Genomic DNA, 25,343 nt, shown 5'->3' with positions numbered 1-25,343 from the left:
GTGAGATGGTCTCTCGTAAGGGTGGGCACGGCCCACCAGGTTTCACCTTCGCGGGGCAAAAGACCTGGTGGGCCGCGTCCACCCTACAAGAGTCAGACCGGCTTCTCGCAAGAGGCGAAGTGTGCAGTCGAGATCACTCGTGCCGCAGGGCGTCGATCGGGTTCAGGAGCGCGGCCTTGACGGCCGGAACGAGTCCGAAGACGACACCGGTGCTCCCCGAGATGCCGAATCCGAGGACGACAGCCCACCACGGAACGACCACATCGACCATCTGAGGGTGAAGGCTCGCGATCGCACAGAACGCGTGCCCGAGAGCAATACCGAGGCCCCCTCCGGCGACGCTCAAGGTCACAGCCTCGGTCAAGAACTGGATCAAGACGTCACGTCGTCGAGCGCCGACCGCCTTGCGCAAGCCGATTTCGCGGGTCCGCTCGGTCACGCTCACAAGCATCACGTTCATGATCCCGATGCCGCCGACCAGGAGCGAGATACCGACAATCCCGGCCAGTACGGCAGTCGCGACCAGGCTCAGGTTATTGAACGTCTCGAGGATCTCGTCCTGGGTCATGATATTGAAGTCATTCGGTTGATACGCAGCCAGACCATGACGGCGGCGGAGCAAGTTGACGATCTGCGCGCGAGCCTCAGGGACTCCTTGCTCCGAGACCGCCTGCGCGGTGAACGCGAGTTTGTGCCGCGAGGCCGGGTACATCTTCAGCGCGATCGTGTAAGGGATCAGCACGAGATTATCCTGGTTGTCACCAAGAAAACTCCCCTTCTCCTCGAGCACGCCGATCACGCGGAACCGCTGGCCGTCAAGCAGGAGGGTCTGGCCGACCAGCCCCTCATCAACATTCAGCTTGCGGAGCACCTCACGCCCGACAACGCAGACATGGTGGGCGCGCTCGACGTCGACCACCGCGAACGGCCTCCCCGAGCCGACCGGAAAGTTGCGAATGGCGTGGTAATCGGCCGCCGTCCCTTCCAGCGGAATGGAGAGCTCCTCGCGACCGTACCGCACAGTCGCCGCCGGTCGCCGCACCAGGGGAGAAACCCTTCGAAGCGCCGAACACCCGGCCTCGACGGCCGCCAGGTCGCGTTCGTCAAGTTCGATCCGCCCGAGCCGCTTGCCAGCCTCCCCCGCGGGACGCTGGGGCCAGACCCACATCGCGTTGGTGCCCAACCCCTGGAGGAACTCGGACACATAAGCCGTGAACCCCTGGATCACACCCACCACCGTGATCGTCGAGGTCACGGCAATCACAATCCCAAGCACGGTCAGCAGCGACCGCATTTTGTGCGACCAGAGCTGCTCCAAGGCGTTCGAGACGTTGGCGAACATGAGAGAGGTTGTTCCTCTGGAAGTTCATCGCCCGGCGTCGCAACGCCAGCGCCACGCTTGGCCCCTGCTGGATTCTGATTCTACCAGGACGACCGGCCCGATCGAGTCAGTGAAATCCACGGACATGGAGGGTTTTTACCACCCCACTTTAAGACCGAAGCCCTTGACTCAATCCAGTCCGGCCTCTATCTCTAAGTTCCTAAAGAGCGTGAGTGTGAACGAGTCTGGTAGAATGGCCACGGCTCACCCAACAAGAGCCGGATCGGGCCTCGCCCGCACGTTCTCAAGTCTCAGGTCGTAACTGCGTCGAGAAACGAGAGCAGCGGACGCAGAGGGGAGCGACGATGGCCAAGACGGGCGGAAAATCGGGCGACTGGCTGTTGATCCAGGAGCTCTTCGAGCGGGGCGATCCCGGGTTCGTTGACGCCTTGCGGGCGTTCGACGACGCGGAGGTCCTCGGGGCATTCGCCGCTCGCTGGTTCGCCGATCGGCGGCCCGAGGCGCGCAGCCTTCTGTTCGCCTATCTCGACCACCCATTGAATGCGTTTCGCCACGAAGCGTTGGTGAAGCGTCTGTTCAAGCTGGCCGAAACCGCCGGCGACGATGCGCTCATGGCCCGATTCCTCGTCGCCTTCGACCGCTCGATCCGGCGGGCCATGGGGAAACAGCCCCACTTCGAGTCCGAGGAGGTCAGCGACGAATCGGCCGCCAATGCGCTGGCGGCCTCCTGGCGCGACCGCGGGTTCGAGTCGGTCAGTGTCTGGCGGAACTGGCGACAGCGATACCAGGTCTCGGGCCGGTGGACTGCGCCCTGTTTGGTCTCCCCACGTGGCACCACGATGCCTCGTGGTGCGTTGAAGGAGACGTACGACCCCTATTCCTGGAACGCCAAACTCGGTCGATACCAGACTTTCTCCGTCCCCGACTGGGTATTCGCGCTCAAGCTCGATCCTCGCCAATTTCGCCAAGGGGGCTCCTTCCCGGAAGCGAGGCGCAAAGACCTGGCGCATTACCGGCTCTTCTCGGTCGTCACGCGACACTACCTTCGTCGTCGTGCCTGGAGATATTTCCGCCGCCTGGGCCGCAATACTCCTGAGCGTTACATCCCCGCCGTCAAGGAAGCGCTGCTCCAGTATCGCGACGTCGACGTCGACAACGGCCTGGCCCTGATCGACAATTGGGGCCTGATCCACATCTTGTTCCGGTTCAGCCCAGTCCTGGTCCCTGATGAACGTGGTTGGCGCGTGGCGCCGGAACGCTCGCTGGCCGAGTTGGAGCCGGCGCCTCGGTACAAGGCACTCTGGGGAGCGAACCCGCGCGTCTTCGTCGATCTGCTCATTCAGGGCCGCTGCCGTCCGGTCCGCGGCTGGGCGATCCGCACGATTCGCCGCAACCCCACAGCGATCCTGACCGTCTTTCCGCTCGAAGAACGGTTGGCCCTCCTTGAGGACGACGACCCCGAAGTCGTCGGGCTCGCGGCCGACCTGATCCGTGACGACCCCGGCCTGGCCGAGGTCCCAACGTCGCGGTGGCTTGCCCTGGTTGAAACCGCCAGCCCGGCCGCCCTCGACATCCTCTGCGGCCTGATCAAGAAGCTCGTCACGCCCGATCGTGTCACTCTGACCGAGGCGGTCCGCCTGGCCGGCGCTCGCCCCCTGCCCGTCGCCCAGCTCGGCCTGGACTGGCTCCGGACCAAGACACCAAACGACGAGGACGAGGGTCGAACCCTTCTCAACTTGCTCGAGGCCGGGGCCGATCCGCTCCGTGGCGAGATCCTCGGCTGGTTGCGACAGACCCTGGCGAGCTCACCGTGGCTACAGCCCGACTGGATCCTCCAATGGCTCGATAGCCGGCATGAGGACGTCCGCGCGGAAGGATGGCGGTGGCTCGAGTCGGACGCTCGGGTTCGCGACGACGTCGCCACCTGGCAGCGCCTGCTTGAGAGTCCGTACGACGACATCCGGCTCGCCCTGGTCGCCACGCTCGACGAGCGAACGCGGCAAGGGGACGCGATTCAGTGGAAACCAGGAAGGCTTGACCCCGACCTGCTCCGCCTGCTCTGGGCGTCGGTCCTTCTGAACGTTCATCGCGGCAGCCGAGCCAAGCCGAAGGTCGTCCAGCAACTGCTCCGGCGGGCCGAGGCCCATCCCGGCGACCTGCCGCGGCTGCTCCCTCTGCTCGCCGTGGCGCTCCGTTCGGTCCGCGGACCGGAGTGGCGAGCCGGGCTCTCGGCCGTGGTTCGCTTGGCCGAGCGAGACGACACATCGGCCGCACTGGTCGGCCAGGCGTTTCCGGAGTTGCAGTTCCAGACCGCCGGGCCAGGCCCATCGCGCAACCAATCGAAGGAGTCTCGATGAACCTGACTCTCGCCTACCGGGGCCGCAGCGCGATTGTCTCGAGGCCGGGCGGCCTGGCTGTCTCACTGGCCCCGAACCTCCGCCGCGACCGGGTCGCCTTCGACGCCGCCTTTCTTCAGCCGCTCCGGTTCCGCGAAGCCATCGGAGCGCTCCACGACGTCGTCGTCAGCGACCACCGCTACCACGCCAAGGACAATTCGGCCTACGAAAGCTACCTGGCCGAGCGAAACCAACGTGAGGCGGAACTCCGCCGCACGGTCGCCGGCCGAACCCGGACGGCGATCCTCAAAGAATCGGCCGGCATCGACCCCGTCGACGTCGCCGCTCTCGAGACCGACTATCGCCGGTTGCGCACGCAATACTGGGGCGCGCGTCAGAAATACTCGAACTACTTGAGCCGTCACGACCCCGAGCTCTGGCGGCTCCTGGTCCCCTGCGACCCGGTCGTCACGGTCGCCCCCGACTGCCTCTTCTTCGAGTGCTTCAGCGTCGACGAAAGCAGCTACGGCTGCCTCACGGTCGACCGTGGCGCCTTTTCAGGAGAGCGTGACGTCGCCCTCGGAACCACGAACGTCGACTACTCGTGGTCGCTTTATGAGCACTTCCAGACGCTCCGGAGCTATCGCGAGACCCGATTCCTCGTCGATCCAGGGGGGATCGAAGTGCAAGCTGGCGAGGAACCCGGCTATCGCGAGGAAAAGATCGACCTGCCGCCGAGCTGGCTCCGCGGGTTCATGCAGATCCAGGCGGCCATGAGCCTGCCGATGCGCCGGGTCTCGATCAGCCGCGAGGGTCTCTATAGCGTCCTCGCCTTCCTGAAGCGGCACCGGGCCTCGCGCAGTCCTCGCGCAGTCCGCTTCGAATTGATCCCGGGGCAGCCCGTGGCGATCATTCTGGAGCCTTGGGAGCGGCGGATCGTGCTCCACTCACACCCCTATGAAGGTCCTCGTTCCGAAGTGATTCGGGTCTGGGGTCGCGACCGCCTCCGACTCCTCGCCCGGCTTCTCCCACTGATGGACGAGGCCGAGGTCTATCTGCTCGGCACCGGCCTGCCGAGTTTTTGGTCGGTCCGGATGGGAGAAATGCGTCTGCTTCTGGGCCTCTCGGGATGGACGGCCAACGACTGGACCGGCTCCGGAGCCCTCGACCAGCTCGCCCCCCCCGCCGAACCGAGCGATGCGCTCCTGGGTGATATCGCGGCCACCTTCGAGGACAGCCCGGCAAAAACGTTCGACCAGATCCGCCAGCGGACCGGCGCGGCCCCCGCGTACGTCACCGCCGGCCTCAACCGGCTCGCTCTAATGGGTCAGTTGATCCACGATCTACACGCCGGTCTCTATCGCTGGCGACAGATCATGCCGGTGGCCCTGGCCCTCGACGCGATCGGTCCCGAGAACGCCGAGACGGCCGCCGCGCGTGAACTCGTCGCCCAGGGCAAGGTCAAGATCACTCGCGATGATCGCCGCGACGACGGCCTGCGCATCCTCGAGGGCGAAGTGCCCGACCGGCCCGTCACGCTCTTGCTCGACGCCGACGGCCGGATGCTCCGGGGCAAGTGCACCTGTTCGCACCACTTCACCGGCGGCCTGCGTCGGGGACCGTGCCGGCACTTGCAAGCGCTCCGCGACGGCACCCGTCCTGCCCATTCTCCCCGATCGCTCGACGCCTGGTTCGCGTCGCTGGGGATGTGATTCCACACAGCTTTCGCACGAACATTCATGAGTACGACACTTGACGCCTTTTTTTGTTGACATCCCGGTGCCGGCTCGGCAAAGTGGCCTCCAGGACGAGGCGGGCCGGGGCCCGAGACCAGCATGCTGCGGCGTTCCGCCGTGGCCGACTTTGCCCCCGAGACTGCTTCCCCAAGAGTGTTGTTCTTTTGGCCCGGGGCGGTAGCCGTACGCCGGGCTGAGTCAACCGTTGTTCCCGGCGTACGGCTACCGCCCCGGGCCTCGGTGAACACCCTTGGTCGTCGCTTCAGAGTCGGGCAACGGCCCGTCCCCGTCCTTCCTTCCCTTTGAATCACTCGGCCGGCGAAATGAATCTTTTCCATCGCCTCCTCCGGCTCCTCTTCGGTTCCGGAGCCCCCACGCGATCTGAGAATCGCCCTCGTTCGGCCCCTGCCCCCGCGCCTGCCTCGAGGCCTCCGACGACGTCGGATGTCCTCGCAACGCCGCTCGCCGAGCCGTTCAGGAAGCCGGCCGAGACAACCAGTCCCGTATCGCCAGGCCCCCTGCCCGAAGTCGCAGCAGATCCCTACTTCGCCACCACGGCCGACTCCAAACCCGTGGGCAAAAGTGACGGCAAGAAGTCGCTCGGTCTCGAGGCCAACGCCTACCTGCCGATCAGCCGCCAGGAGATCAAGAAGGCCGCCAAGGGGATGGATCGATTCGGAAATCCCTGGTTTGGCCGACGCGATCTGATTCCACCGGCCGACGACCCCCGGACGAACCTGATCGATCGGGCGATGGTGACTCAGGGCCTGCTCTCCCCCGAGCAGCTTCACGAGATTCACGACGTTGGCGCCCGGATGGATCAGGTCAAGCCGTCACTGGCGGCGATCGAGCACCAGGCGGCGCTTGAGGGGGGGGCAGCTGTCGCGGCCGACCGCGAGGCCCGCGCTCTGTTGAAGGCCCGCAAAAAGGCCGAGGCCGCCCAGCGCAAACAAAAGCGGGTCGACGAAGTCGCTCATCGCAAGGCGACGGACATCGTCTTCCTCGGCCGCGGAGTGAGCGCGGGCCTGGGTGACCGCCTGAGCGACCTCGAAGCCCTGACCACGGCCGGCTTGCCTCTTTTGAGCACACCCGCCGACCTGGCCGCGGCCCTGGCCTTGCCCATCTCGAAACTGCGCTGGCTAGCCTTTCATACCGAGGCGGCCACACGGACCCACTACGTCCAGTTCACCGTGCCGAAGAAGAGCGGCGGCCTGCGAACGCTCTCCGCCCCGCACCGGACGCTGGCCGAAGCGCAGCGCTGGATTTTCCAGGAGATCATCGCGAAGTTGCCGGTCGAGTCGTCCGCACACGGCTTCGTCGCCGGTCGGAGCATCGTCAGTAACGCCACGGCCCACTGCCGCCGGGCCATCGTCGTGAATATGGATCTCGAAGCCTTTTTCCCGAGCATCGGTTTCCCGAGGGTCCGCCGCGTCTTCCGAAGACTCGGCTACTCACCGGCCGTCGCCACGATCCTCGCGTTGCTGACCACCGAATGCCCCCGCCGCACCGTCGTCTACGCGGGAACAACCTACCACGTGGCCACCGGCCCGCGCGGCCTCCCGCAAGGGGCCTGCACCAGCCCAGGCCTCTCCAACCAGGTGGCGATCCGACTCGATCGTCGACTCGCCGGCCTGGCCCGCAAGTTCGATCTTTCCTACACCCGCTACGCCGATGACCTGACGCTCTCCGGCGACGCCACGCTCGAAGCTCGGGTCGGGTATCTGATGGCCCGACTCCGGCACATCGCCAGCGAAGAAGGCTTCGCCATCAACGAGGCCAAAAGCCGAGTCCTTCGCCAGGGGACCGCGCAAACGGTCACGGGCCTGGTGGTCAATGATCGCCCCGGCGTCCGCCGCGCCGAGGTCCGCCGGCTCAGGGCCATCCTCCATCGGGCGAAGTCCGAAGGCCTCGCGAGCCAGAACCGCGCCAACCACCCCGACTTCCTCGCCTGGCTCCGCGGCAAGATCGCCTTCGTGGCGATGGCCCGGCCCGAGGCAGGAGCCGCACTCCAGGCCGAACTCGACGCCCTCCTCCAGTAGAACGGCCGGCCCGGCCGTTTGGACAGCCCGGCCCAGCCGTTGAGGAAGTCCCTGTCGGTCCAACGATCAGGATACAACATCGGCCAATCCTTCTCATCACGATCGGAGCACGCCTCAATGCGACCCACGTATCCGTCTCCCGGGTCCGTCGCGATGGCCGTGAGCCTCCTCACCCTGATCGGGTCGACGGCAATGGCTCGAGAGCCGGAAGAAGCTGCGAAGGCGCTCGTCGTGACCACCGGGATCGCCGACGTGCGGCTGGAAAGCTTCGATCGCCTGATGACAAAGTTTCTGACCGAAAATAAGCTGCCTGGAGCGTCGCTGGCCGTGGCGAGAAACGGGCGTCTGATCTACGCTCGCGGCTTCGGCCTCAGCGACGTCGAGGCCAAAACGCCAGTCCAGCCCGACTCCCTTTTCCGAATCGCGAGCATCTCGAAACCGATCACCGCGGCCGCCGTCATCCAGCTCGTCGAGCGTGGTAAGCTCAAACTCGACGACCACCTCGTCGACCTCCTCGACGTTCGCCACAAGGGCAAGCCGGTACCGCCGGGCGACCCTCGCCTGAAAGACGTGACGGTCCGCCACCTGCTCCAGCATCGTGGGGGCTGGGACCGTGACAAGTCGTTCGACCCCATGTTTCGTTCAGTGATGTTTGCCAAGGAGTTGGGAACCGAGCCTCCCGCAACCTCCTGGCAGGTCATCACGGCCATGTGGTCGCGCCCGCTCGACTTCGCCCCGGGCGAGCGTTACAGCTACTGCAACTACGGCTATTGCCTGCTCGGCCGAATCATCGAGAAGGTTTCGGGCCTGCCCTACGAAGCCTACGTCCGCAAGGAAATCCTCGAACCGCTCGGGATCGACTCCATGCGGATCGGCAAGACCCTGATCGAAGATCGCGCCCCCGGCGAGGTGCGCTACGTCGTGGGGGCCAAAGGCAGAAAGAAGCAAGGGCCGGCCGTCCTCGGCCCGTCACTCGGCGAACCGATCGCGATGCCCTACGGCGGCTGGTATCTCGAAGCGATGGACGCCCACGGCGCCTGGCTCGCCTCGGCCTCCGATCTCGTCCGCTTCGCCGCCGCCTTCGACGCCCCTCGGCTCGGCACTCTCCTTAACGAATCAAGCGTTCGAACCATGTTCGCCCGCCCCGAAGGAAGCGCCGGACACAAGGCAGACGGTACCCCGACATCAACCTACTACGCATGTGGCTGGCACGTGCGCGACAAGCAGCCGGGTGATGGCATGAACACCTGGCACACCGGCTCTCTCGACGGCGCCACATGCCTCCTGGTCCGCCGCCACGACGGCCTGTCCTGGGCCGTCCTCTTCAACTCCGATTCGGGTTCCAACGGCAAGAGCGCGGCCGCCACGATCGACCCCTTGATCCACCAGGCCGCCAACGCGGTGAAGGAATGGCCCAACAAAGACATGTTCGAAAGGATTCAGACTCGCCTCACCATCTCACCGTAAGGTTGGGCCGCCCACCGGCCGTCGGTCCAGGGAGACCGGCAATGTTCGAGTCGGGAGCATTCCGGTAGACAGCCGGCTCGACCGCGGCTGCGTGGTCGAGCTTGTTCGAACCGAAACTACGGGCAAACTCCCAAGGGATCAACCGTTCAAGAGACGCCTGATCCGTCGGAAATCTCGGCGAGTTGAGCGTCGGTCGGGAAGTCCTCGACGCGATAGCGCTCGGGGTAAGCCCCCAGCGCGGTCATCAAGTGGCCGGCCACCTGGGTCACTCGGTCCCAATCGCCGCTCGCGACGACCTCGCCGTTCTGAGGTCCGCCTGGGCGAAAGAAGAAGACGCGGTCAGTCTCGGGCAGGAGGGTCGAGACCCCCTCGGCCCAGACGGAGTAGCTCATCGCCTCACCGCTTCGCGGGTTCTCCATGGCGCTGAAGCCCGCCAGGAAGGCGTCGTCGCCGGTCTTGCGATAGAGCTCGTTGAGCAGGCTCGCCTGCTCGGCGTAATCGCGAGCCAAGGACTTGATCCGAAGTCGTCGGAACGACCCCGCGGCGGGATGGTCGGGTTCGGGGAAGAAGGGGACCCAATCGTCATCCCTCAGGCAGAGCGGATAACCATGGAGCGGCCTCGGTTTCATCAAGGTCTCTTCGGCCAGGCTCGCCAGGGCCGCCAGTCCCGCGTCGTCTCCCGAACTGGTCAACAACAGCGTGTCTCGGTTCGGGATCATCGCGACAAGGTCACCGTCAACCTCGTCCCGATCGATCAGATCCGCGAGAATCAAGAGCCTCGAGGCGTCGTAGTGGTCGCCCCAAGGGGACGCCATGACACCTGGCGCGGGGGTTCGCCAGCGGTGCCGGCTGATTTCACGAAGGTTGCCACACGCGACTTCAAAGGCCTCGTCGAAGTCGGTCTCCCACGCATCAAGGTGCCGACCCTGGACCAGGATCATCGACTGAGGAAGGTCGTAGACCAGGCCGCCCGCATAGTGCTCGCCGACGACCCGGTGCGGCAACGCCAACGGGGGTGAGCCCGCAATCATCGCCTCGAGCCGACCCGACTCGTGAAACATCCGAGGACGGATCGTGGGCAGGAGGTCGGGACCAAGGTCCTCATAATTCTCGGGGATCTCCTTGTACCGATCGAACCAGCTCCGCACAAACGCGTGAAGGATGACCGGCCTGTGCCCTCGTGAAGCGGCGCGATACTCACCGTAGAGATTCCCGAGGTTCATGATGTTGGCGGATTCGCCCGCCGAGACCAGTCGGAATTCGCGCGAGTCGAACCGGATCGGGTTTGTTTCACCGGCCCGCCGGATCGCGTCGGCCAGCCGCCGGGCGAACCTCGCCTCGCTGGGCGGCCCGAAGAATCGATCGAGTATTCGCAAGGCAGAGCTCCGATTCACCGGCTCGGTTTTCCTCCCTCTTCCATTTCAACGGCTCCCCTCGCACATAGCCAGAGCTTCCGGCCAGCCTGGCGCAACTTGTGGCAGGCGAAGGAGTGTTGTGAGGTTGAAGTTGAGTGGGTCGATCAAGGTGGCTTTCAGATGCCTGGGCTCGAACCGGCCGACCGTCCAAGAGCGTGCGGCCGCGACATCCCGCCCGCTCTTCCATTTCAATGGGTTTGAATTTTTGAATTCAATCAACTGAGCTAGCGAGCCGGACGTCCACTGCCCCAAGGGGACGCAATTGAGGCGAAAACCGCCCTAATTTCCCGTTTCGAGGTCAGACTCTACCCGGCCGTCGCGGATCCTGACGATGCGATGACAACGCGCGGCGACCTCGGGCTCGTGGGTCACGATGACGATCGTCTGGCCCTCGCGATGGAGGTCGGCGAAGAGGTTGAGGATCTCCTCTCCGGTCTGCGAGTCGAGATTGCCAGTCGGTTCATCGGCCAGCAGCAAGGCCGGGCGCTGAACCAGGGCGCGGGCGATCGCCACCCGCTGCCGCTGCCCCCCCGACATCTGGTTGGGCCGGTGCCCCATCCGGTCGGCCAGCCCAACGCGCCGCAACGCCTCGGTCGCCCGCCCCCGGCGGTTCGGTCCCCCCGAGTAGGTCAAGGGAAGCTCGACATTGCGCAAGGCCGTCTGCCGCGGCAAGAGCTCGAACGTCTGAAAAACAAAGCCGATCTGCCCTCCACGCACCCGCGCCAGCTCCGACTGCGAAAGCCGCGCCACGTCGCGACCGTCCAGCCAGTACCGCCCCGCGCTTGGCACGTCGAGACAGCCGAGAATGTTCATCAGTGTCGACTTCCCCGACCCGGACGGCCCCATGATTGCGACCAGCTCATTGACCCCAATCGCCAGGTCGACCCCCTGGAGCGCGCGAACGATCTCGCCCCCCATCGGATATTCCTTGGTGATCCCCTCCAGCGTAATGAGCTCGCCCGGCCGATCAGGCATGGTTGCTGCTCCCTTTTTCTTTATGCTTTTGGTCGTTCCGCAAGCGAGCGTACCGGCGACCGCGGATGTTCCAAAACGAGTGTAACGGCAACGGCCCACGGAGCCTACCGACTCGACCTCGAACCGATCGACCTGGCTCACTTCACCGGCCCGAGGAACCTTTACAGGCCGCGCGGTAAAGCGGCGTTGTCTGTCGCGATCAACGTATCCAGAACCGGCGCCTCTCCCCGCCAGAACGGAAATCCACCCCGGCGACGAGCCAGCACCGCCGGCTCACCTGGAATTTCAACCACGCCGAACGAGTCGTAAATCCAGGAACCACCGAGACCAGTCGCCTGGCCGGCCCGGCCCTAATTTGCACCACGAGCGAGGTGGCCATGGTTTTCCTCGACTTTCGGATCCATCCAGGTGACCCCGGTTGAAAGCCACCGCCACCCCCCAGAAAATCAAAGTAAGCGGCAGCTCGCATCGGAATCCATTTGCTATCGCAACTCAGGAACCTCTCACAATGGCCATCTACGCCAATGCAACTCGTGAGCCAGGCAATAATGCCGGCAATTACTTGGGCGGTCCTTGGCGAATCGTCTGGCACACGACGGAGACGAACACCGCCCAGGAGGCGATCGCGCTGTTCCGGCAGCACAACTCCTGGCCCCACTTCACGCTCGACGAGAACCAGGTCTTCCAGCATGTCGACACCGACCAGGCCGCTCGGGCGTTGGAAAACGCCCCGGGAGGAGTCCAGACGAACCGCTGGCACGCCGTGCAGATCGAACTCGTGGCTCATGCCGCGCAGGCAAAACCGCCCGCCTTGCTGGTTCGGGCCGCGCGACTGGCTCGCTGGCTCGAGCGGACTCACGGCATTCCCCAGCTCTGGCCGAACGGCTTTCCCCTCCCCCCTCTCAACGGGAATGACCCAGGAGGTCACAATCGAGACGCCAACACCTGGCGCACCCAAGGGGGCCACTACGGCCACTGTCACGTGCCGGAAAACCACCATTGGGACCCAGGGTTGATCGATATCACCGCGCTCATGGCTCCGGATCCCGTGCTGGGCGACTTTCCACTGCCCCCGCCTGGAATCGGCTACGCCTGAGATTCTCGCTCTGCCCTTTCCCGATTCCCGTTCCGCGGTCAGAATAGGTGGCCGCCCCAATCACCCGTCTCGAGATAAGAGCGGGATTTCCCCGCAATCGCTTTGGATTCTCGATGATCGACAGCGACAAGGCCGTTCGTCCCGCTCTTTGGATGCTCCAAGGCGCCTTGGCGTTCGCTGCGATGGGGGCGATCACTTCGTCGCTCAGGACCCGTTGCGACTGGCTTGTGATCGCCCTGGTCCGGGTCGTCTTCATGTTCACGACCTCCCTGATGCTGGCCCGCGCATCGGGAGTCCGGCTCGTCTTCATCCGACCTCGGACCTTATGGCTCCGAAGCCTGGCCGGAAGCTTCAGCCTCGTCTGCAACTTCTTCGCGATGACCCGGCTCCCCCTGGGCGACGTGTTGACCCTGACCAACTCCTATCCCCTCTGGATCGTCTTGATGTCGGCGCTCCTGCTGCGTCAGATCCCCACCGTGGCCGAGGCGTTGGGGGTAGCCAGCGGCCTGATCGGCGTCGTCTTGATCCAGCGACCACAACTCGCCGGCGATCAGTTCGCCTCGTTCGTCGCGCTCTCGGCCTCGGTCGCCAGCGCCCTGGCCATGCTCGGCCTGCACCGACTCAAAGGGGTCGACCCCCGCGCCATCGTGGCCCACTTCTCCGGGGTGGCCAGCCTGATCGCCGGGACCTGGCTCGCCGTGCGCTGGGACTACGGTACGATCCGCCTGAGCCGGCCCGACTCAATGACCCTGCTGATGCTCTTGGGGGTCGGAATCACTGGAACCGTCGGCCAGTTCTTCCTCACCAAAGCCTACGCCGCCGGCGCCCCCGCACGCGTCTCGGTGATCAGCCTGGTTCAGGTCCCGTTCGGGATGCTCTTCGACCTGGCCATCTGGGGACGCTCGATGACCCCGCTCGGCTACCTCGGCTTCTGCCTGGTCCTGGCCCCCACCGCCTGGCTAACCGGTCGGGGCAACGAGAGCCCCAGCGAAGGCCTCCCCCCCATCGAATAGGACGAGACGCAGCGAAGCCCTATCGGGACACCCCCAAAAAAAGTTCCCACAACATTCAAGTTCCGAGTACCGATGACCGATAAACCACGACACCACACCATGAACGACAACTTTCGATGCCGGCCGAGGCTCTGAATCTCATGAACCAGCACGTGGGAGCCAGCTTCACCTTGAGCGTCCTGGTCGTCGTCTTCTTCGCGGTCATCCTCTACGAACCCGACCACGCTCGATCCGTCCCCCACCAGTCCCAATCCGCGACCGCCCCACCGAAGCGACCCAAGCCCCTCCGCCAACCCCCGCCGTACCGATCATTGAGTCCGCTGCCACGACCGCCCCCAACCCCGAGTCCCCTCCCCACTAACCGCCTCGCCTTCCCGCCCCAAAGAAGACGTCGCCTCACTCGATTCCGATCGTGCGGCCCCCAAAAATCACAGCTCTGCCCCTCGTACCCAGGCCTCTCCAACCTCCCAACGCCCTGCCCCGCCCGATCCCCCGGCCGTAATCCAGGTCGTCTCGCATCGACAATCCCCTCCCCCCGGCCGACACTCCGCCTTCACCCAAGTCGGCGTAGGAGAGTCGCTCTCCGATGTCGCTCTCCGAGTCTATGGAACCTCCGAAGCCACCATCGCCCTCTGGCGAGCCAACCGCGACATCATTGCTCACCGCGAAACCCCGCTTAATCCCGGCCTTCTCCTACGAACTCCCTGAACCTGAACTCACGAGCCGCCCCCTCTCCTCCTCGCTCGTTGAGCCTCCCAACTTCAACCTCTCACTCACACTACGGCATTCCTCAACCCAAGCAAAAGCGTCTGAATACTGCTCGCGTGCCCTCATCCCAACCAATACCAGATGCCCCCCACCAAACCTTCAAGATCGCCCCAAAACAGTCTTGCCCCCGCCCCACTCATGCGTTAAGCTCTTTCCTGAGTTCGACCTTCGGAAACATCCGACTGGCCGATTTAGCCCGGGCGGCTAACTCAGTGGTTAGAGTGCCATCCTCACACGGTGGAAGTCGCTGGTTCGAATCCAGCGCCGCCCATTTACTTAAGTTCCGCCGAACGCAAGACTTAGCGTACCTGCCCGCGTCGGGCAGTGCGGCCGCAACCTTGGCGTCAAACCGGTATCTACCGGATTTGGCCGTCGCAAGGAGGTGCGTCGCACATGCCCAAGCTGATTTCCCGAACCCCGTCCTACCGTCTCCACCGTCCCTCAGGCCAGGCTGTCGTGACCCTCAGCGGTCGCGATTTCTACCTCGGCCCTCACGGAACCAAAACAAGTAAAGCCGAGTACGACCGACTTGTCGGCGAGTGGCTGGCGCACGGCCGCCGGCTACCTTCCGCCTCAGCGGCCCAGGCTGACCTGACGGTTAACGAATTGCTGCTGGCCTACTGGAACCATGCCGAGGCCCACTACACCCGGGACGGCAAACCGACCCGCCACCTGGCCAACATTAGGGATGCGATCCGGCCGTTGCGGGCCCTGTACGGCCACACCCGGGCCGCCGATTTCGGGGCCGCGGCATTCAAGGCCGTCCGCAAGGCGATGATCGACGCCGGGCTCTGCCGCAACACGATCAACGGCCGCCTCGGCAAAGTCCGGTCGATGTTCCGATGGGCGACCGAGGAGCGGCTGGTTCCGGCTGACGTGCTCCACGAGCTGGCCTCGGTCAAGGCTCTGAAGCGAGGTCGCGATGGCGTGCGCGAGACGGAGCCGGTCGGTCCGGTTCCCGATAATCGCGTGGCGGCCGTCCTCCCACACGTCCCGGCCTCCGTCGCGGCCATGATCGAGGTGCAACGTTTGACCGGCATGCGTCCGGGCGAGGTTGCCGCGATGAGGGGGGGCGACCTGGACCGCTCGGCCGACGTCTGGAGCTACCTGCCCGCACGCCACAAGTCGGACCACCTCGGGAAAAGCCGCGTGATCTTCATCGGCCCAAAGGCGCAGGAAGTCCTGATGCCCTGGCTCAGAGCGGATTCGGACGCGTACCTGTTCAGCCCGATCGTAGCGGTCGAGGCCCGGAACACCTCGCGCCGAGCCGCACGCAAGACCCCCTTGACGCCGAGTCAGAGGGCGAGGAAACGCAAGCGGAATCCCAAGCGGCCACCTCGCCAGAGTTACGACAAGAACGCCTACTGCCAAGCGGTCGCCCGGGGCTGCCGGAAAGCGTTTCCGCATCAGGAGGAGGCGGCTCGCGAGGCCAAGGCGAAAGACAAGAGACTGACTCGGGAGCAACGCCGCGCGGCATACGAGGATCTACAGGCGTGGCGGATCGAGCATCGCGCCGACCTGGCCGAGTGGCACCGCCGGAACCGCTGGCATCCGAACCAACTGAGGCACTCAGCCGCCACGGCCATACGCCAGCGATTCGGCCTGGAGGCCGCCCAGACGGTCCTGGGTCATTCGCGGGCCGATGTGACCCAAGTCTACGCCGAACGGGACATGGCCAAGGCCTACGAGGTCGCGCGACTCGTCGGTTGAGAAGACCGACCTGGCGACTAGACAAAACGGCACTATAATAGTCGGAGCTTCGGGTGGGGGATGCGCCGGCCAGCGCCTCCCCCTAAGCGGCGGTCGGCTCTGCGTCCTCACCTTCGCTGAGCCGGCCGCCGGCCCGGTGCCAAAGGTGAGGACACTCCATGGATCGCTGTTTCTTGCCCATCGACGATGCGTTGATTCTTCACGCCCTCCTGAAGCCTGCCAGACGCATCCTGACAACCGCGCAAGCCTGGCATGAAGCCCCTGCCTTCCCTGATCCGGACGAGGCCGAGTTCCTCTTCGCCGACCTTCAAAGGGCGATCGCGGACGCCGCCGGGCCCTACGTCTGGCGGAACCACGTCGACTCCTGGGAGTGGAATCGGTTCCACAAAGCCAATCCCGCTGGCGCCGACGCAACGCTCGAGCTTGCTGCCGCCATTGCCGAACTGAGACCCGACCCGCCCGAGAATCCGCAGACGCAGCGGCTCCGCGATCCGGGCTGGATCGCCAACTACGCCGTAATTCTCTCCAGATTGGAAGAGGCGTTGGGCGAACCACCTACCTGGGACTGGATCGTTTCTACTCAATCAACGCTGAACGAAGCATTTGGATTGTTGAAGACCAACCCAGTGGGTCTCAAGAGTCGTAAGGACAAGGGATTGATCGAGTACGAGCGAAGATCAGATGGGCTCTTCGCTCTCCGCCACACCGACCTTAGAGAGCACAAGCGGATCAAAAAATTCGTCCAGACCCAGTGCGGACTATAACATCTTATAGTCTCTTATATTTCAGATCTGCAATTGTTGACTATTACAAAGAACTATCGAAAATCCTCTTAGCACAGCCACATTTGTGGACCTATGAGGATTTACGATGAGCAACCCGAGCGTCTTCGCGACCGTCAAACCGAAATACCGGCCCTTTTCACATTTGGCCTGTGAACTGGACCTCCACGTCGCCACGCTCATGCGATGGCACACCAAGGGGATTCACGGAGCCGATGGCGAACGTCATCGGCTCTGGGCCATCCGGCTCGGTGGCCGCTGGGTTTCCACCGACGAAGAGATCCAGCGATTTTTAGATCGCCTCAACCCTGGGTCCGAGGCCGAGTCGGGCTCTGCTGTGCGCAGCCCCGCAACCCGGTCTAAGGCGGCGACCGCCGCCGATCGTGAGCTCACGCGCCTGGGAATCTGATCCCCAGTCCGCGCATGAGATCGCCCGGGAGATTGACCCCTCCCGGGCGACCGAGTGATTCCGCGTCCAACATCAAGAGATATGCTGCCGTGCCACCGGCCGCATATCGCAACCCCATGAAGAGAAGCACATGGCAAAGTCTAATGCTAACAATCTGTCCAGATCGCGTCCAGATCCACGGATCGCAACCGTCGAGGAATCGATGGATGCGCTTAGGAGTGCATTACGACGAGGTCAACTCGACGTTGCACGCGCTAGGGCCGCATCCCTGACACGCCGTGGTCTGATACTCGTTCTCGATTGCGAGACCACGGAGGTACGGACCGATGCCCCGTAACCTTCGACCAGTGGTCGTCGACGAAGGGAGTCTGATCAGTATTGGGTTGGCCACTCAGCTTCGGGGTGAGCGCCCGTTTATCGTCAGGCAGTCTATTCTCTCGGGGATTCTGCCCTCAGTGAGGGTACCAGGCGGTTACATGGTCGACGTCCAAGAGGCGATTTCCAACTCCTCATCATCAAGGAGGTGGCGTCAATGAGCCATGATCTGACGGCCTCATGGACGCGTGTCGGACGAGATCGCCCTTGCCTGGTCTGCGGCAGAGTCGACTGGTGCCTTAGGGCATCGGATGACGGAGCGTCGATCTGTGCTCGTATTGCTGCAGGAGCGACTCGACAGGTCACCGCCGCCGGATGGCTGCATCAACACCGACAGACCGAGGCCCAGCCTCGGTCTGCGCGGCTCTCGGTCAAGGTGTCCTTGGCCAAATCACGATCCGATCTGGAGTCTTTGGCATCGGAATTCCGGCAGGCAGTAGATCCTGGCCACCTAGCATGCATGGCCTCGAGGTTGGGGTTATCGGCCGAAAGCCTGAAACGGCTCAGAATTGGCTGGTGCAAGCAGAGCAGTGCCTGGGCGTTTCCGATGGCCGACGTGACGGGAAGTGTTCGGGGGATCCGACTCCGAACTTGGAAGGGAAAGAAATTTGCGATCCGTGGAGGTCGTGAGGGCCTGTTCATCCCCTCAGATCTGGAGTCCGATAGCACACTCTTGATCGCCGAGGGACCGACAGACACGGCGGCTCTTCTCGACTTGGGCTTTTCGGCGATCGGCCGGCCCTCCTGCCATGGCGGCTCGGACTTGCTTGTTGACCTAGTCAGGCGAGACCGTCCGAAGGATGTGGTGATTGTCAGCGACAACGATAAGCCAGGACAGGATGGGAATCGGCCGGGACAGGATGGTGCATTGGCACTAGCGCTGCGGCTGGTGGCCTACGTGGCCCGCCTTCGGCTGATCACGCCTCCGTATCAGGTTAAGGATGCACGTGCGTGGCTACGCTCAGACGCCACGCACGAATCGGTTCTCCAGGTAATCGATTCCGCGGAGTGTTTCCGCGTCCGAGCACACGCATTCTCGATCCCCCGACGAACCGAAGGGGGGACGCATGGATGAAATCCGACTCGACCTCACTGCGATCCCGTCAGAACGCAAAGGATTCTTCGTCGTCACCGCGAAGATTGGCAATGAGACCATCCACGTCGACCAAATCGAGATCATCAAGTCTCAGGAGCGGGATCGATTTGTTGTCGATCTCGCCAAGCTGCGGCCCGGCCTGGAGGATTCCGGAGCGGCCGATCGACTTGCTCAATTGGCTGGTGAGCTGGCGATCGCCCGCGCGAGCCAACCGGAGCCGGAGACCCAGGCCAGGGCGCTCCTCCGGCTTGCGGAGGGAGCGGAACTGTTCCACACCGCCGATGGGCGCACGTATGCGTCGATTCCGGTCGATAGCCACCGAGAAGTCCACCTCATCCGTTCGACATCGTTTCGGAGATGGCTTGTCCGCGCCTTTTATGAGGAGCGTGAGAGCCCGCCGTCGACGGAGGCTATGCAGTCAACCCTCGGCGTTCTCGAGGCCAAAGCCCAATTCGATGGGCCGACCCAGGCTGTGTGGGTGCGTGTGGCGAACATCCCAAATCCTGCCGATCCCGATGACCCGTCGTATTTCCTCGACTTGGGCGACGAAGCATGGCGGGCGGTCAAGATCTCTCGCGCAGGCTGGGAACTGGTGAATGACCCACCGGTGCGATTCCGACGCCCGAAGGGGATGATGGCGCTGCCAGAGCCGGTCGGGGGCGGGTCGCTCGACGAGCTAAGGGGGTTCACCAACCTCGCGTCTGACCACGACTGGTACCTATTTGTCGCGTGCCTTTCTGCCGCCCTCAGGCCTCACGGTCCCTACCCGATCGTCGCGATCAACGGCGAGCAAGGCTCGGCAAAATCAACCTTCACGCGGGTTTCCAGGAAACTCATCGACCCGAACGCGACGCTCCTCCGCTGCGAGCCCAAAGAGGTCCGTGACTTAATGATCGCGGCGACAAATGCGTGGGTCGTCACACTCGATAATCTATCGAGCCTACATGTCTGGCTGGCTGACTCCCTCTGTCGCCTTGCGACAGGTGGCGGGTTCGCGACGAGAGTCCTGTACGAGGATGCCGAGGAGATGCTCTTCGACGCGATGCGGCCGGTGCTCCTCAACGGCATTGAAGACGTCGCGACCCGCCCCGACCTGCTCGATCGCAGCGTCGTCCTCTCACTTCCGACCATCCCCGAGGAGAAAAGACGCGAAGAAGGACCGTTCTGGCGGGCTTTCGACGAGGCACACCCAAGAATCCTTGGCGCTCTCCTCAATGCCGTGGCGGGCGGGCTCAGGCGGCTTCCCTCCGTGGAACTCAAGAAGCTACCCCGAATGGCTGACTTTGCCCGCTGGGGTGAGGCCGTAGGGCGAGGACTCGGCTGGACAAACGGCGCCTTCTTGGCGGCTTACGAGGTAAACAGGTCGTCGGCGAACGACCAAGCCCTGGAGGCGTCCCCCGTCGCGCCGGCCGTCATCGCCCTGATGGAGCGGACTCCGCATCTCGAGACGACTGCCGGCGAGCTCCTCCAGGAGTTGGCCGAACTTGCGGGGGAGCGGGTCGCCAAGGCCAAGGACTGGCCCTCATCCGCGCGCGGTCTCTCCGGGGCGATTCGCAGGGTGATGCCCGTGCTCCGGAGGGCCGGTATCGATGTCTCTTTCCGGTCCGAAAAAGGAGGAAAGAGACGCCGACTCATCCTCCTGGAGCGGACATCAGAGAAGTCAGGAAGCGAACCGTCCCAACCGTCTCCACCGTCCCAGACATTCGTGAACTCAAACGGAACTCTCGTGTGGGACAACGATTTACATCCAGGTCTGGATGGAGACGGTCGCGGGGACGGTTGCCCCTTGCCGGAGACGGTCGACCGTCTCCTCGCAATGAATCGTGCCACCCAACCGTCTCCAAGCCAGAATTGCCCTAATTCGCTAACTCCGCTTGAGTTGGAGCTTATTGCCGCCGGCCCCGTAGACGGTCAAGACGGTTGGGACGGTCAGCATCCTGTTCTTTCTCCTACCCCCAATGGTGACCGGGTGGAGGAGCTCCTATGAATTCTGCAGCCACGACCTTGGCAGAAGCCCGACGCCGAGGAGTCAATCTCGCCGAGAGTGAAGGCCGCCTGGCCGTCGACTCACCGCGCGAAGCGTTCACTCCGGAACTGCGTGAGGCGTTGATCGCCCACAAGGTCGAGATCCTGGGCCTGCTCAAGTCGGAGGCCAAGTCTCCCGCGGAGCGCCCGACCTCGTCGCTTGATGCCACCAACTCCGAGTCCCCTCAACAAAATGTACCGTTCCACTCCTGGCCGCCCCGGCCCAAACAGTTGGCCTCATGGCCCCTTAAGAAGCGGGAACGCTGGGGCCGCCGAGCCAATCAACTTGAGGACGAGGGTCTCGGTTGGCGGACCGCCGAGCACAAGGCCTACCTCGAGGTGGCCGCCGGCCGCGACGAGCCATAAACCCTGGAGAATGACTGATGCGCAAGCCAAGCGACCTGACGGCTCGATTCATCGCGGCCAAATGCCCGCCCTGCAAGGATTGTGGCTCCCGTCGTCTCAAGGAGGTCCGGATTAAACGCGGCCGCCATGCCGCCAAGGTGGTGTGCGACGGTTGCGACCGCTTCGTCGCCTGGATTCCCAAGGTCCGATTCGTCTCGTGCCCGCCGCCGGCAGAACTCCTCGATCGAGCGGTGAGGCTCGGACGTCCGGCGGCCCACCTTCGCGGCGAGTCCGACGAGCAGATCACCGGAGCCATCAGCGTCCGAGCCAAGATGTTCGCCCAGGCCAAGCGACGCCGTGACCTGGGACGGGCAATGGTCCTGCGGGCTATCGCGGATGCCGGCTGGTTCTGTGCGAATGCGCGAGCGGCGTACGACAAGATTGTCTGGCCTACACCGGACCAACTCGATTCGCCGGATGAGGTGGAGGCCCCGACCATCTTCACGCGTCCACCATCCGACCCCTTTGACTTCCTCAATAGCCTGAGGGAGTCCGAGGAAAGCCTTCTCGATACGGGCTGGTTCGCAGTCCTTGACGACCGGGACCTCGATCAAGGAGGAGCCGACTTACCGCGCCAGCTTGAGCTGGAGGCGGCCCCGCCAAATGACATCACGGAGTTCCCATCATGTTCACAATTTTGCGAGGGGCTGCAATGTATCAACACAATTCAGGCCCGATCTTCCCGTTGATCGAATTCGGAAAAGCTCCGTACCCCCAGCCATCGGCCGCGGTCCGCCATCCGCGACTGCTCGACATCGTCACCATCACCGACCTCGATGGCCAGACTGCGGATCGGCCGATCTCGTACATCTCCAATGACGCCAATCCCCGCCCCGCGCTTTCGGTTCAGGGACTCACGGGTTTGCGTTTACTGGACTGTGGCCGCATCCCCTATTCGGCCAGCGGGGCGCCGGGGAGCTGGCGATGGCCCGGCGTATTGCCCGCTCTGCGGCCGCAGGCCACGTGGCCGAATCGCCTGCCTCAACTGGATGACCTGGTTCTCGTTACCGATCTCAATGGTCGCCAGGCTAAGACTATTCGTCCACCTAGCCCGAACGATACCCAGCTTCGGCTACATGTTTACAAAACGCTGTCGAGCCTGCGATACGCTGCCTCCGATGGGGGAGCGCGGCCCTACTCGACCGCCCGAGTTCCCAACAGCTGGTCCTGGCCCGACGCTTGACCGCCTTCGTTGGGAGGACTGGTTCGGTAACGGGCCCTCCTTCACACCTGGAGAAGATCCGATGACGAACGATGGCGTGTGAGGACGTTGCGAGGGCCAGGGATCTTTGTGTTCACGGCGCTCGAGCTTGCCCCGATGAAGCGAGTAAATCGCGTATCACCCGCCCGACCTGATAGAGAGGCGGTAGCGTCGCCTCTTCCGAATACCCCTGGTTGATTGCTCGATTCATGCATTGAAACTTTGGCTGGAGAATCTCCCGATGAAAACGGTACGCAAGCAATCCCCGAAAAAGGTTCAAGCATTCATTGAAAAGATGAACTCGCTTGGTGAATTGATCCCCGGTGCGGCGACGAGGCTCTCGGAAATGGGGGCTGATATCCCCGATGCCGGCCAATGTCTCGGGGAGTTGATCGGATTCCTCCACAGCGATGGAGCGACTTTTCTGTCGGTCCGCGGCGAGGATGCATTGCATGAGCTGCCGCCACTCCAATTCTTGCTGGAGCGACTGCCGTTGAGAAAGGGCTCTGCGAATGAACTCACTGATCTGCTGGCTTCGGACCTCCTGGGGTTCAGTCCAGCGCAGCAGGCGAGAAAGGCCATGGACCGCCTCCGACAGCCAGGAATGAGGTATCACTTCGCCACTGACGGAGCACCCACGGTTTGGGAACAGCATACACGAGCAGTCCTTCACGTTTTCCGCGATTTGTTCCGCGGCGGCATAGACCTCGACGATTTGGCCGCACGATGGATGGAGGAGATCGGCCACCTGCCTTTCCATAAGGCATGCAAGCGAGTAGCCATGAAACTCGAGAAGCCGGAAATCGCCGCCGGTCTGACCGCCGATGGTGGCCCGATCGACTTTGACACGTTCGATCCGCTGTTTCAGCCTTTGGCACGAGATGAGGAAATCGACGTTGTCGAGCGGCTGATTGGTGAGGTCGAAGAACTCCGCTCGGCACCAGCTCGCGAGGCCAAAAGACTCAGGTCAGAGTTAGTGGCGGCTCAAAAGAAGTTAGCAGCGGCTCAGGCCGAGGGGCGTGCACTCGATGAGCGGCTCCGAGCTCGTGGGGCCAAAGTTTCTTCAAGTTGATAGCGGCAGCCGGAGGCGGACAAGGCGGGGCATCGAAGATTTGGTAGGGCAAAACACTGATGCCATGGAAGCGACGCGGGAACACCATTTATTACTATCGATCCGTCAGGGTCGGAAGTCGCGTCCGTTCGGTGTACAAGGGCGGCGGCGAAATCGGCGAGTTGTTCGCGGAGATTTCCGAGTTCAACCGGACAACTCGCCGTAAGCTCCGAGAGGCCGACCTTCATGACGTCGAGCACTTCCAGGAAGAGCAGCGTGAGCTGGGATTCGACTCATTCCACCGCAGAGTCGAGAACCTAGCCCGCGCCGCCCTCGAAGCCGCCGGCTACCGCCGACACAAGCGATCCGAGTGGAGGAAACGCCGCATGCCTCGATCGAAGGCAACAACGACCGCACCGGCCGTGGCCAGTTCATCGGCATCTGCTGGGGAGCAAAAGGGCGGCCAGGACTTTTCGCTGGCCGTCGCCGCTTCCACAGCAGCAACCGAGGAGACAAGGAACCGCCAGACCTTGACCGATTTCGTCACCATGCCCGAGGACGAGTTTCAGCAGCGGCTCGGACTCGCCAAGGAAGGGGACCTGGAGACCCTCGACTGGATGTACCGAGCGTTCTTGACAGATCCGGTCGGGAAACTAGCAGAGATTTACGGGGCCAGCGCGGCGAAGCAGACTGAGCGGATCCTCGTCTATCGCATCGCGGGAGACGACCAGGTGGCAAGGACATCACTCCTCGCCCAAGTCGAGCGGATGCGCATGGATCTCTCAGGACCCGAGCCGTCGGCACTGGAACGCGTCCTGGCAGGTCGAGTCGCGCTCTCCTGGTTGAGTCTCCATGCCCTTGAGCTGCAATTCGAGCGAGAGAAAAACACTCTCGGGCCGGCGCTGGCCGAGACGATGGAGCGTCGGATCGTGAGGACGACTCGTCAGTTCAACGAGGCGTGCAAGACCCTAGCGGTCGTGAGGCGGCTGGCGGTCCCGGCGATCCGGATGTTTGTGGCGGAGCGCCAAGTCAACGTTCTGGGTAGACCGCGTTCGAGTCTCCCCGGCAATACGAGCGTTGGTTCGAATCGGACGACTGAGAATGGTTAACCATAGAGCTGCCATTCGCAAGGCGACGGGAATTGCAAGCGTGTGCCGGCCGCCTCAATCTATTTTGGGCGAAGGACTTGCGGAATCACCAGTCCCCGCTGGTTGCAGTATGGTTGCACAGGAATGGCGGGAGTCGCGTTGGTCGCTAACTAGCTCCCTCTGGTGGCTTGCGGCACGAGGTGACGGCGAGTCTCGGGATGGGAGTTGGAGGCGAGGAGAATTGAACCCCCGTCGTGAGAAGACCGTCCGAAAAGCAACTTGCCGATCTTCGCCGCGGCGTCCTTGCGCGGCCGACCTCGCTTGCGGTCGAGGGGCGGGTTCTGGCGCGGCCACCGCCACTTCCAGCTCCGGCTCCGCGTGGAGCTCGCGCGGCGAAGAACGGCATCATGCTGGCGTCCAGGTATTCCGGGTAGTGCTCCAGCGCGATCCAGTTGCGCCGGGCCTCCGCCGATCTGGTTGTGGGGCTTCTGGATTTCGACTTTGAAGCCGTCCTTGAAAACCGCGTCGCCGCTCCTCACGTTCTTGCACTCGATTTGCAGCTCACGCCCCCGCGCCGTGATCGGGAAATCGGGCGGGCCGTCGGAATCCCGCCTTAACACCGACTCGATCACGCCGCGCCACTGTATCTCCGTCAGCTGCTTGTAGAGAAACCATTCGGCCAGCTTCCCCCTCGCGTCGACCTGGGCGCGGAAGACCCGCTTGATTGTGGAAAGGATGCCCCAGCCGATGCGTTAAATAGCTGCTCGATAACTTACTGGACGGGCACGCCGTTCTCGTAAAACAGCGGCGGCATCCCTGCTCCCTACGGAACATATGAGCACAGTCGGGCGCAACCCGTGAATCTAAAGCACCTTGCGCGAAATCTCCGCCGATCCGTCAGCCCGCGGGGGCTAGAGACACTTAACTTCCGATAAGATCGGCATTTCGGGGGACGGAACTCTACCGCCGCGGACCTGCTGGCAAATCCATGCATGGCGACGCCTTGGCGTGCCG

The 25,343-nt window shown here is 63.6% G+C and carries 18 protein-coding genes and 1 tRNA gene; 16 read left to right on the top strand and 3 right to left on the bottom strand.

Going from position 1 to position 25,343, the window contains the following annotated elements; genetic code table 11:
• Positions 1-133: 133 nt before the first annotated feature.
• On the bottom strand, positions 134-1,342 hold the full coding sequence (locus V5E97_RS09910; protein WP_406699162.1) for an ABC transporter permease: 1,209 nt from the start codon (positions 1,340-1,342) through the stop codon (positions 134-136).
• 344 nt (positions 1,343-1,686) lie between these two features.
• Between V5E97_RS09910 and V5E97_RS09905 the strand changes: the two genes are divergently transcribed.
• The 4 genes from V5E97_RS09905 to V5E97_RS09890 all read left to right on the top strand — a co-directional run bounded on the left by V5E97_RS09905 (position 1,687) and on the right by V5E97_RS09890 (position 8,920).
• Positions 1,687-3,699, top strand: a complete 2,013-nt coding sequence (locus tag V5E97_RS09905; RefSeq protein ID WP_406699161.1) for a hypothetical protein — start codon at positions 1,687-1,689, stop codon at positions 3,697-3,699.
• Positions 3,696-5,390, top strand: a complete 1,695-nt coding sequence (locus V5E97_RS09900) for a hypothetical protein (RefSeq protein WP_406699160.1) — start codon at positions 3,696-3,698, stop codon at positions 5,388-5,390. The genes V5E97_RS09905 and V5E97_RS09900 overlap by 4 nt, the downstream gene beginning before the upstream one ends.
• 347 nt (positions 5,391-5,737) lie before the next feature.
• Positions 5,738-7,453, top strand: coding sequence for a reverse transcriptase family protein (locus V5E97_RS09895; protein WP_406699159.1), 1,716 nt, complete (start codon positions 5,738-5,740; stop codon positions 7,451-7,453).
• 117 nt (positions 7,454-7,570) lie between these two features.
• Positions 7,571-8,920, top strand: a complete 1,350-nt coding sequence (locus tag V5E97_RS09890; protein WP_406699158.1) for a serine hydrolase domain-containing protein — start codon at positions 7,571-7,573, stop codon at positions 8,918-8,920.
• A gap of 146 nt (positions 8,921-9,066) precedes the next feature.
• Here V5E97_RS09890 and V5E97_RS09885 read toward each other — a convergent pair whose 3' ends face one another.
• Positions 9,067-10,296 carry a DUF1444 domain-containing protein gene (locus V5E97_RS09885; protein WP_406699157.1) on the bottom strand — a complete coding sequence of 410 codons (1,230 nt, stop codon included), beginning with the start codon at positions 10,294-10,296 and terminating at the stop codon, positions 9,067-9,069.
• A 318-nt stretch (positions 10,297-10,614) separates the two neighbouring features.
• The gene (locus V5E97_RS09880; RefSeq protein ID WP_406699156.1) at positions 10,615-11,310 is read right to left on the bottom strand and encodes an ABC transporter ATP-binding protein; all 696 of its coding nucleotides are present in this window, start codon (positions 11,308-11,310) and stop codon (positions 10,615-10,617) included.
• Positions 11,311-11,818: 508 nt separating this feature from the next.
• Between V5E97_RS09880 and V5E97_RS09875 the strand changes: the two genes are divergently transcribed.
• The 12 genes from V5E97_RS09875 to V5E97_RS09820 all read left to right on the top strand — a co-directional run bounded on the left by V5E97_RS09875 (position 11,819) and on the right by V5E97_RS09820 (position 24,350).
• Positions 11,819-12,406, top strand: coding sequence for an N-acetylmuramoyl-L-alanine amidase (locus tag V5E97_RS09875; RefSeq protein WP_406699155.1), 588 nt, complete (start codon positions 11,819-11,821; stop codon positions 12,404-12,406).
• Positions 12,407-12,519: 113 nt separating this feature from the next.
• Entirely contained in the window at positions 12,520-13,419 is a 900-nt protein-coding gene (locus V5E97_RS09870) for a DMT family transporter (RefSeq protein ID WP_406699154.1), read from the top strand.
• A 966-nt stretch (positions 13,420-14,385) separates the two neighbouring features.
• A tRNA-Val gene (locus tag V5E97_RS09865) sits at positions 14,386-14,458 on the top strand.
• A gap of 122 nt (positions 14,459-14,580) precedes the next feature.
• Complete coding sequence (locus tag V5E97_RS09860; protein WP_406699153.1) at positions 14,581-15,897, top strand: tyrosine-type recombinase/integrase; 1,317 nt, start codon at positions 14,581-14,583, stop codon at positions 15,895-15,897.
• 158 nt (positions 15,898-16,055) lie between these two features.
• Positions 16,056-16,661, top strand: coding sequence for a hypothetical protein (locus V5E97_RS09855; RefSeq protein WP_406699152.1), 606 nt, complete (start codon positions 16,056-16,058; stop codon positions 16,659-16,661).
• 106 nt (positions 16,662-16,767) lie between these two features.
• Positions 16,768-17,088 (top strand): hypothetical protein, encoded by a 321-nt coding sequence (locus V5E97_RS09850; protein ID WP_406699151.1) that lies wholly within the window; start codon positions 16,768-16,770, stop codon positions 17,086-17,088.
• Between the two features lie 1,442 nt (positions 17,089-18,530).
• Complete coding sequence (locus V5E97_RS09845) at positions 18,531-20,546, top strand: hypothetical protein (protein WP_406699150.1); 2,016 nt, start codon at positions 18,531-18,533, stop codon at positions 20,544-20,546.
• Positions 20,543-20,950 carry a TubC N-terminal docking domain-related protein gene (locus V5E97_RS09840; protein WP_406699149.1) on the top strand — a complete coding sequence of 136 codons (408 nt, stop codon included), beginning with the start codon at positions 20,543-20,545 and terminating at the stop codon, positions 20,948-20,950. Before V5E97_RS09845 ends, V5E97_RS09840 begins: the two co-directional genes overlap by 4 nt.
• A gap of 17 nt (positions 20,951-20,967) precedes the next feature.
• The gene (locus tag V5E97_RS09835; RefSeq protein ID WP_406699148.1) at positions 20,968-21,678 is read left to right on the top strand and encodes a hypothetical protein; all 711 of its coding nucleotides are present in this window, start codon (positions 20,968-20,970) and stop codon (positions 21,676-21,678) included.
• A complete protein-coding gene (locus tag V5E97_RS09830) occupies positions 21,642-22,172 on the top strand; it encodes a hypothetical protein (RefSeq protein WP_406699147.1) in 531 nt (176 codons plus the stop codon). The genes V5E97_RS09835 and V5E97_RS09830 overlap by 37 nt, the downstream gene beginning before the upstream one ends.
• A gap of 748 nt (positions 22,173-22,920) precedes the next feature.
• The gene (locus V5E97_RS09825; protein WP_406699146.1) at positions 22,921-23,262 is read left to right on the top strand and encodes a hypothetical protein; all 342 of its coding nucleotides are present in this window, start codon (positions 22,921-22,923) and stop codon (positions 23,260-23,262) included.
• 59 nt (positions 23,263-23,321) lie between these two features.
• Positions 23,322-24,350, top strand: a complete 1,029-nt coding sequence (locus V5E97_RS09820) for a hypothetical protein (protein ID WP_406699145.1) — start codon at positions 23,322-23,324, stop codon at positions 24,348-24,350.
• The last annotated feature ends 993 nt before the right edge of the window (positions 24,351-25,343 follow it).

This window comes from Singulisphaera photorubra (genome assembly GCF_045290345.1).
Taxonomy (GTDB): Bacteria; Planctomycetota; Planctomycetia; order Isosphaerales; family Isosphaeraceae; genus Singulisphaera.
Note: the sequence above shows the minus strand (reverse complement) of the source record. Positions and strands in the feature narration are given on the sequence as shown.

Bases quoted from the DNA above. Each gene is read 5' to 3' on its own strand.
- V5E97_RS09910 (WP_406699162.1), bottom strand. From the start codon at position 1,342: ATGTTCGCCAACGTCTCGAACGCCTTGGAGCAGCTCTGGTCGCACAAA.
- V5E97_RS09905 (WP_406699161.1), top strand. From the start codon at position 1,687: ATGGCCAAGACGGGCGGAAAATCGGGCGACTGGCTGTTGATCCAGGAG.
- V5E97_RS09900 (WP_406699160.1), top strand. From the start codon at position 3,696: ATGAACCTGACTCTCGCCTACCGGGGCCGCAGCGCGATTGTCTCGAGG.
- V5E97_RS09895 (WP_406699159.1), top strand. From the start codon at position 5,738: ATGAATCTTTTCCATCGCCTCCTCCGGCTCCTCTTCGGTTCCGGAGCC.
- V5E97_RS09890 (WP_406699158.1), top strand. From the start codon at position 7,571: ATGCGACCCACGTATCCGTCTCCCGGGTCCGTCGCGATGGCCGTGAGC.
- V5E97_RS09880 (WP_406699156.1), bottom strand. From the start codon at position 11,310: ATGCCTGATCGGCCGGGCGAGCTCATTACGCTGGAGGGGATCACCAAG.
- V5E97_RS09875 (WP_406699155.1), top strand. From the start codon at position 11,819: ATGGCCATCTACGCCAATGCAACTCGTGAGCCAGGCAATAATGCCGGC.
- V5E97_RS09870 (WP_406699154.1), top strand. From the start codon at position 12,520: ATGATCGACAGCGACAAGGCCGTTCGTCCCGCTCTTTGGATGCTCCAA.
- V5E97_RS09860 (WP_406699153.1), top strand. From the start codon at position 14,581: ATGCCCAAGCTGATTTCCCGAACCCCGTCCTACCGTCTCCACCGTCCC.
- V5E97_RS09855 (WP_406699152.1), top strand. From the start codon at position 16,056: ATGGATCGCTGTTTCTTGCCCATCGACGATGCGTTGATTCTTCACGCC.
- V5E97_RS09850 (WP_406699151.1), top strand. From the start codon at position 16,768: ATGAGCAACCCGAGCGTCTTCGCGACCGTCAAACCGAAATACCGGCCC.
- V5E97_RS09845 (WP_406699150.1), top strand. From the start codon at position 18,531: ATGGATGAAATCCGACTCGACCTCACTGCGATCCCGTCAGAACGCAAA.
- V5E97_RS09840 (WP_406699149.1), top strand. From the start codon at position 20,543: ATGAATTCTGCAGCCACGACCTTGGCAGAAGCCCGACGCCGAGGAGTC.
- V5E97_RS09835 (WP_406699148.1), top strand. From the start codon at position 20,968: ATGCGCAAGCCAAGCGACCTGACGGCTCGATTCATCGCGGCCAAATGC.
- V5E97_RS09830 (WP_406699147.1), top strand. From the start codon at position 21,642: ATGTATCAACACAATTCAGGCCCGATCTTCCCGTTGATCGAATTCGGA.
- V5E97_RS09825 (WP_406699146.1), top strand. From the start codon at position 22,921: ATGGAGGAGATCGGCCACCTGCCTTTCCATAAGGCATGCAAGCGAGTA.
- V5E97_RS09820 (WP_406699145.1), top strand. From the start codon at position 23,322: ATGCCATGGAAGCGACGCGGGAACACCATTTATTACTATCGATCCGTC.